Consider the following 6,646-nt stretch of genomic DNA (forward strand, 5'->3'; position numbering starts at 1 on the left):
GATCGCGAGGACGCCGTAGGGGGCCAGTGAGACCCAGTTGTGGTTCGCCGGTCCGAGGATCTGTGACGGCGAGAAGGTGGCCTGAGTCCCCAGCAGCATGGCCCGGCCGGTCGAGAGCGCCACGGCCAGGGCGAGTGGTAGAGCCACCAGTGCCCAGCCGCGCAGCAACGCCCCTACCAGCGCTGCCGAGGCGACCAGCCACCAGGGGGACGAATGGTCGGCGATGCCGTAGGCCAGATTCGCCAGCGCCAGCATCAGCAGGCCGAGTTGCAGCCCGTCGGCCCACCAGGGCGCGTCGGTGGTCGCGCGGGCACGCGCGACGAAGCCCGCAGCGAGGAGCCCGGCCGTCTCCCGCAGCGAGGGAGCGCGGCGTGAGGTGCCGGTCAGCAATGTGCCGATGATCTCAGCGCCGTACTCCCTGCGATGACCTCGCGGGAACGCTCGCAGGAAGAGCCGGTACCACCCTTCGGTGAATGCCGTGCTCATGCTCCGACGTCCCCCGGCATCAGGGAGGTGCGACCCGTGACGACGCGGGCGGCCTGCTCCAACCGCAGAGCCTCGCGGGTGACTGCCAGGCGCCCGTCTTCAGTCAGCCGGTAGTAGCGACGCGGACGGCCCTGGACGGTTTCCTCGCGGTCGACGACGATCAGCCCGTCGCTCGCCAGCCGGTCCAGAGCCCCGTAGAGGGTGCCCACGGCCAGCCGGATCCGCCCGCCCGACTGCTCCTGCGCCCTCTTGATGATCCCGTATCCGTGCACGGGCCCGTCCAGGAGGGCGGCGAGCACGAAGTACGTGGGCTCGCTCATCGTGGTTCGTTTGACCATACGGGAGACGATATATCGGATAACGAAGTATTGTCCACGAGTCGAGCCCAGGAAGAGGCGTTCATCGACTCATCGACTCATCGACGAACGTTGCCGGTCGGCGCGCACGAGATCACTGGTCCTCGTCGGCGAGGCGGACGATGTGCGGGATGCCGACCGGGTTGCTGATCCAGTGGGCGTCCATGCCGGCGGGGAACGGCTCAAGCTCGTCCTGGACGGCGACACCGTGCGCGGCCAGGTGCCTGGCGGCGCCGTCGACGTCATCGGTGAACAGCTCAAGCCACAGGTCGGCCCGCGCGTAGTTGTCGACGCGATCGAACCACAGCTTCACCGGGCCGAGCTGCACCGAGGCGCACTGGTCCACGACGCCTCCGCTGCTCTCGTCGGTGACCTCCATGCCCAGCACGTCGCGGTAGAAGGCGACGGTGCGGTCGAACTGTGCCTTGGGCAGCTTCATGGCGATGTTGTGGCCGCCGCGGAATGTCGGACTCATGCTTCGTTCCCCCCGTTGTGTTCGAGATGGTCGCGCAGTGCGCTCAGGCGGCCGTCCCAATCGCGTGCCAGCGCGGCGAGGAAGGACTGGGCCACGGCCACCGGCCCGGTCTGCAGCCGGTAGCGGATCCGTCGCCGCTCCCCGGGCTCCGCCCGGACCAGTCCCGCATCGGCCAGCAGGTCGAGGTGCTTGGCGATCGCTTGGCGCGAGATGGGGAGCCGGGCGGCCAGGTCGGTCGCGGTCGCCGGGCCGCGCGCGGCGAGCTCGGCGAGGATGCCGCGCCGGGTCGGGTCGGCGAGCGCGCTGAAAACCGCCTGGGCGACGAGTTCGGGCTGGTCAGGGTGCGGCATCGAGGTATCCGGTCAGCTCGGCCAGCTCCATCCGCCACCCGCTGGTGTTGCTCTCGTAGGCGCCGGCCAGGTGGTCCGGCAGCTGGGCGAAGCCGCTCTCCACGACCGTCACCCGGGTGCCCGTGCCGGTCGGCTCCAACGTGAACTCCACGTAGGTGCGCCGCGGATCGTCCGCCGGCAGCCCTTCGATCGCCCACGTGAAGGCGAACCGGCGGGGCGGCTCGACGACCTGGATCCAGAGGGTGTGTTCGCCCTGGTCGTCCCACCGCACCCGGATCTCGCCACCGGGCCGCAGGTCGTCGACCTCCGCGTGGGAGCCGAACCAGCCGCCGAGCCCTTCGGCGGTGGTCAACGCCGCCCACACCCGCGCGGGCGGGTGGGCGAGTTCGAGCGTCCGCTCGATGCGGTCCGGGACGGCCACGGCACCCCCTATAGCAACTGACTGGTTGCCATTGAAGGTATCACAATCAACTGGTTGCGATAAGTTCGCGCGCCCAGGCGGGCTGATTGCGAAGCCACGGCGTAGCCGGACGGTTCCTGGAGCAACACCAGCCGGGTCCTCGGACCCCACAACTCAAAGGGACGTCTGATGTCCCCCAACTGTCGGGAGAAATCCGTGACGATCATGCAGCAGCCCTCGCGAGTCGAGAGCGCAACCGGCAAGACGGTCATCTTCACTGCCTGGCTCAACGGGGTCCGCCCCGAGGCGATGCCGGCCGTGGCCCTTGCCGAGGCGCGTGACTGCTTCGGCTCTGACGCCGTGCTCAACGTCGTCAGCAGCAGGATCAACCCCCCTGGCCGCACCTCCCTGATCAGCGTCGCGGTGGTCATGAGCACCACGTCACCGCAGGTCGACGAGCACGTCCGCAGGGCGACCACGTTCCATCTCACCGGGAACGCCATGGGGAACATGGAGCGTGGGGCGTTCGTGTGGGCGCGCGAGTTCTTCGGCCCTCACGCCGAGCTCCGTGTGGTGGCCAGCCGTGTGGAGGAGGCGCCCCGAGGTTCGAACGCGATCCAGGACCCCTTCAAGGGGAAGTTCGCCATCGCGGTGGTCCCGCGGGCCACTGCGGGGACGCGCAGGTGCGTGCTCACCCTCGTGGACGTGATCACGGGGAACAGCATCGGGGAGATGGAGCGCAGGGCGCGGCACGAAGGCCGTCAGTTCTTCGGTCCTGACGCCGAGCTCCGCGTCACGTTCAGGGACGTGTGCACGACGCCCGAACGCCTGGGCACCAAGGACCGCTTCTTCTCCATGTACGTGGAGGTCGAGGCGGTCCTCAGCGGACCCCCGCAGTTCGACGAGCAGCCGTGCACGACGTTCCGCGCGGGGGAGGTCTCCGGCAACAGCATGCGGCAGATGGAGCGGAGGGTGCTCCACAGGGCGCGCCAGTTCTTCGGTCCTGACGCCATGTACCGCGTGGTGTTCAGGGACGGTGTGGACGGCGTGGAGAGCACGCCGTACTACATCGAGACCACGGACCGCTTCTACGCCCGTTCGGTGGACGTCGAGGTGATCCTGGGCAGTGCCGCGCAGGCCGACGAGCCCGCAGGCGACCACGTGCTGACCCTCCACGACACGATCTGGGGGAACAGCAAGAAGCAACTGGAGCGCGAGGCGCTTCGTGAGGCGCGTCGGCGCCTCACCTGGCGACTCGGCCGTGGCGCCACGCTCCAGGTCAGGTTCAGGGACGGGTTCTTCGGGGCCACGTCCGACAGGCAGGCCTCCACGGGCCGGTACTTCGCCGGGATCGTGGACGTCTACGCATCCGGGGGTGCCGCGTAAGCGGTGTCCCACGCTGGGGTGGCCCTTTCCGGATCTTCGGGAAGGGCCACTTCTTCGTGCGCGCGGACCGCCGCCTGAGTGCCGCCCGCCGGAAAGGCCGTCGGCCGCGCCCTCCGCGATGGGAAGGACACGGCCGACGACCCGCAGACGGCCCGGCAGAGGGAAAAACCACTCTGGCCTGCGGTGCTCTTAAATGTCGTAGTAGAGCTCGAACTCGTGGGGGTGGGGGCGCAGGCGGATGGGGTCGATCTCGAACTCGTTCTTCATCGTGACGTAGGTCTCGATGAGGTCCGGGGTGAAGACGCCGCCTTCCAGCAGGTAGTCGTGGTCGGTCTCCAGGGCGGCGAGGACCTCGGGAAGGCTGCCGGGGACCTGCGGGATGGCGCGGGCCTCCTCGGGCGGCAGCTCGTAGAGGTCCTTGTCGACCGGCTCCGGGGGCTCGATCTTGTTCTTGATGCCGTCCAGGCCGGCCATCAGCATGGCGGAGAAGGCCAGGTAGGGGTTGCAGGCCGGGTCCGGCACGCGGAACTCGATGCGCTTGGCCTTCGGGTTCGAGCCGGTGATCGGGACGCGGATGCAGGCCGAGCGGTTGCGCTGGGAGTAGACCAGGTTGACCGGGGCCTCGTAGCCGGGGACGAGGCGGTGGTAGCTGTTCACCGTGGGGTTGCTGAACGCCAGCAGGGACGGCGCGTGCCTGAGGAGGCCGCCGATGTAGTAGCGGGCGTTGTCGGACAGGCCCGCGTAGCCGACCTCGTCGTAGAAGAGGGGCGAGCCGTCCTTCCAGAGGGACTGGTGGCAGTGCATGCCCGACCCGTTGTCACCGAAGATCGGCTTCGGCATGAACGTGACGGTCTTGCCCGCGGCGCGCGCGACGTTCTTCACGATGTACTTGTAGAGCATGAGGTTGTCGGCCGTCTTCAGCAGCGTGTCGAAGCGGAAGTCGATCTCGGCCTGGCCGGCGGTGCCGACCTCGTGGTGCTGCATCTCGACGTGGATGCCCGACTCCAGGAGCTGGGCCACCATCTCCGAGCGCAGGTCGGTGTAGTGGTCCATCGGCGGGACGGGGAAGTAGCCGCCCTTGTACGGGGGCTTGGCGCCGAGGTTGCCGCCGGCCTCCTCGCGGCCGGTGTTCCAGGCGCCCTCGATCGAGTCGAGGTAGTAGTAGCCGGCGTTCTGCTTCGTCTCGAAGCGGACGTCGTCGAAGATGTAGAACTCGGCCTCGGGACCGAAGTAGCAGGTGTCGGCGATGCCGGTGCCGCGCAGGTAGTCCTGGGCCTTGCGCGCGATGTTGCGCGGGTCGCGGCTGTAGGGCTCGCCCGTCAGCGGGTCGTGCACGAAGAAGTTCAGGATCAGCGTCTTGTGCTGACGGAACGGGTCCACGACGGCGGTGCTCGGGTCCGGCAGCAGGAGCATGTCGGACTCGTGGATCTCCTGGAAGCCGCGGACCGACGACCCGTCGAACATCAGCCCGTCGGTGAAGACGTTCTCGCCGAAGCTCTCGACGGGGAAGGTGAAGTGCTGCATCTTGCCCGGCAGGTCCACGAACCGGCAGTCGACGAATCGAACACCTTCGTTCCTGATGTAGCTCAGGACCTCTTCGGCGCTGCTGAACATCCAGCCTCCTCAGGGCGGTTCTCGGCTTCCCCGACGGTATGTCCGCGCCGTTTCCCGACCATGTCTCGTATGTTTCCGCTGTGTTACGGGTCACATCGGGCCTCCCCATGGGAGCCGCGTCCGAACCTCCGGAAGGACGGGATAGCGTGGGGGCATGAGCGGTGGTAAGGCGGCCGGGCCGCGGTGGACGCAGACGTGGCTCGGCGGGGCGCGCTCGGCCGGGGTCGACCTCGGCGAGCCCGGGAAGCGGATCGGCCTGCCCGAGAGCGGCAGCGGCTCCGTCGCGCCCTACGGCCGCCGGCTCCTCGCCCTGTTCGTCGACTGGGGCCTGTCGATGCTGGTCGCGAGCCTGCTCGCGCGCTCGTTCGGGTGGGACCCCGCCGAGCGCAGCACCTGGACGCTGCTCATCTTCGGCCTGCAGGCGTGGGTGCTCACCGCGTTCCTCGGCACGACGATCGGCAAGCGGCTGTGCGGCATCCGGGTGGCCCGGCTGGACGGGCGCCCCGTCGGCCTCGGCTGGGCCCTCGCGAGGACGCTGCTGCTGCTCCTGGTCCTCCCCGCGCTGATCTGGGACCGCGACTACCGCGGCATGCACGACCGGGCGAGCAACACGGTCGTCGTCTCCAACTAGCCCGGCGCCGGCGCACCGCCGGGAACGAGAAAGCGCCCCCGAAGGGGCGCTTTTCCTTTGGGCGTCAGCGCAGTTTGGGCTTCGGGCCCTTCGGCATCTTCGCGCCCCTGGGCATCGGGCCCTTCGGCATCTGCATCGAACGGGGGAGTGCCTGGAGCCGGTCGTTCAGCTCGGCGACCTGCCCCTTGGTGAGGTTGCGGGGCAGCTTCATCAGGTGCCGCTGGAGCTTGTCGACCGGGATCTGGCCCTCGTCGTCGCCGACCTGCACGTCGTAGATCGGCACCTGCTGGGCCGCGCGGGAGATGCGCTTCTTCTCCGCGCCGAGGAGCGGGCCGACGCGGCTGCGCGGGCCCTCCGAGACGAGCACCACGCCGGCGCGCCCCACCGCGCGGTGCACCATGTCGAGGTTGCGGTTGCCGCTGACCGCCTCGGTCACCGACCAGTTGCCCCGCATGTTCTTCAGGATCGCGGCGGCGGCGCCGGGCTGACCGGCGATCACCTTGTACTGCGCGCGCTGCGCCAGCTGCCCGAAGACGATCATGCCGGTGGCGAACGCGGCGAGGACGCCCAGCGGGATGAAGAACCACAGCTGGCCGATGAGCAGCCCGATGAGGATGACGACGACCAGCGCCCCGATCGCGGAGGCGAACACGATCGGCAGGGCCTTCGGGTCGGCCTGGCGGAGCACCTGGGCGACCATGCGGATCTGCTTGAGGCGCCCTGGACTCTCCTGGGCCCCGTCCGTGGGCTTTTTCGACATGCGTCCCAGGATAGTCCGGTCGGACGGCCGTCCCGACAGCCGGTCGTCAGCCGCGCGCGGAGACGGCCTGCTTGTAGAGGCGGCCGGCGCGGTAGCTGGAGCGCACCAGCGGCCCGGACATCACGCCCGCGAAGCCGATCTCCTCGGCCTCGGCCGCCAGCTCGACGTTCTCCTCGGCCTTGACCCAG

9 protein-coding genes and 1 pseudogene are annotated in these 6,646 nt (G+C 69.2%); 2 read left to right on the forward strand and 8 right to left on the reverse strand.

The features are described from left to right. The 5 genes from AB0C69_RS35905 to AB0C69_RS35925 form a co-directional block, all read right to left on the reverse strand. On the reverse strand, window positions 1–486 hold a 486-nt coding region (locus AB0C69_RS35905; protein WP_360359845.1), incomplete at its 3' end, for a hypothetical protein. After that, window positions 483–824, reverse strand: coding sequence for a helix-turn-helix transcriptional regulator (locus tag AB0C69_RS35910; protein ID WP_353832825.1), 342 nt, complete (start codon window positions 822–824; stop codon window positions 483–485). The genes AB0C69_RS35905 and AB0C69_RS35910, both read right to left, overlap by 4 nt. Before the next feature lie 112 nt (window positions 825–936). After that, window positions 937–1,317, reverse strand: coding sequence for a VOC family protein (locus tag AB0C69_RS35915; protein ID WP_353832826.1), 381 nt, complete (start codon window positions 1,315–1,317; stop codon window positions 937–939). Continuing rightward, window positions 1,314–1,667 carry a metalloregulator ArsR/SmtB family transcription factor gene (locus AB0C69_RS35920; RefSeq protein ID WP_360359849.1) on the reverse strand — a complete coding sequence of 118 codons (354 nt, stop codon included), beginning with the start codon at window positions 1,665–1,667 and terminating at the stop codon, window positions 1,314–1,316. Before AB0C69_RS35920 ends, AB0C69_RS35915 begins: the two co-directional genes overlap by 4 nt. Further along, the gene (locus AB0C69_RS35925) at window positions 1,654–2,088 is read right to left on the reverse strand and encodes an SRPBCC domain-containing protein (protein ID WP_360359852.1); all 435 of its coding nucleotides are present in this window, start codon (window positions 2,086–2,088) and stop codon (window positions 1,654–1,656) included. The genes AB0C69_RS35920 and AB0C69_RS35925 overlap by 14 nt, the downstream gene beginning before the upstream one ends. Before the next feature lie 195 nt (window positions 2,089–2,283). Between AB0C69_RS35925 and AB0C69_RS35930 the strand changes: the two genes are divergently transcribed. Then, window positions 2,284–3,453, forward strand: coding sequence for a hypothetical protein (locus AB0C69_RS35930; protein WP_360359855.1), 1,170 nt, complete (start codon window positions 2,284–2,286; stop codon window positions 3,451–3,453). A 189-nt stretch (window positions 3,454–3,642) separates the two neighbouring features. Here the strand turns inward: AB0C69_RS35930 and glnA are convergent, their stop codons facing one another. Then, on the reverse strand, window positions 3,643–5,067 hold the full coding sequence (gene glnA, locus AB0C69_RS35935; RefSeq protein ID WP_345174721.1) for a type I glutamate--ammonia ligase: 1,425 nt from the start codon (window positions 5,065–5,067) through the stop codon (window positions 3,643–3,645). Window positions 5,068–5,221: 154 nt separating this feature from the next. On the opposite strand from glnA, the gene AB0C69_RS35940 reads away from it, so the two are divergent. Continuing rightward, window positions 5,222–5,698, forward strand: a complete 477-nt coding sequence (locus AB0C69_RS35940) for an RDD family protein (RefSeq protein WP_345174724.1) — start codon at window positions 5,222–5,224, stop codon at window positions 5,696–5,698. A 64-nt stretch (window positions 5,699–5,762) separates the two neighbouring features. Here the strand turns inward: AB0C69_RS35940 and AB0C69_RS35945 are convergent, their stop codons facing one another. After that, the gene (locus AB0C69_RS35945; RefSeq protein ID WP_345174726.1) at window positions 5,763–6,458 is read right to left on the reverse strand and encodes a DUF4191 domain-containing protein; all 696 of its coding nucleotides are present in this window, start codon (window positions 6,456–6,458) and stop codon (window positions 5,763–5,765) included. A gap of 46 nt (window positions 6,459–6,504) precedes the next feature. Continuing rightward, a pseudogene (locus AB0C69_RS35950) lies at window positions 6,505–6,646 on the reverse strand (lipoyl synthase); the annotation flags it as partial.

This window comes from Actinomadura sp. NPDC048032, from assembly GCF_040653175.1.
Taxonomy (GTDB): Bacteria; Actinomycetota; Actinomycetes; order Streptosporangiales; family Streptosporangiaceae; genus Spirillospora; species Spirillospora verrucosospora.

Bases quoted from the DNA above. Each gene is read 5' to 3' on its own strand.
- AB0C69_RS35910 (WP_353832825.1), bottom strand. From the start codon at position 824: ATGGTCAAACGAACCACGATGAGCGAGCCCACGTACTTCGTGCTCGCC.
- AB0C69_RS35915 (WP_353832826.1), bottom strand. From the start codon at position 1,317: ATGAGTCCGACATTCCGCGGCGGCCACAACATCGCCATGAAGCTGCCC.
- AB0C69_RS35920 (WP_360359849.1), bottom strand. From the start codon at position 1,667: ATGCCGCACCCTGACCAGCCCGAACTCGTCGCCCAGGCGGTTTTCAGC.
- glnA (WP_345174721.1), bottom strand. From the start codon at position 5,067: ATGTTCAGCAGCGCCGAAGAGGTCCTGAGCTACATCAGGAACGAAGGT.
- AB0C69_RS35940 (WP_345174724.1), top strand. From the start codon at position 5,222: ATGAGCGGTGGTAAGGCGGCCGGGCCGCGGTGGACGCAGACGTGGCTC.
- AB0C69_RS35945 (WP_345174726.1), bottom strand. From the start codon at position 6,458: ATGTCGAAAAAGCCCACGGACGGGGCCCAGGAGAGTCCAGGGCGCCTC.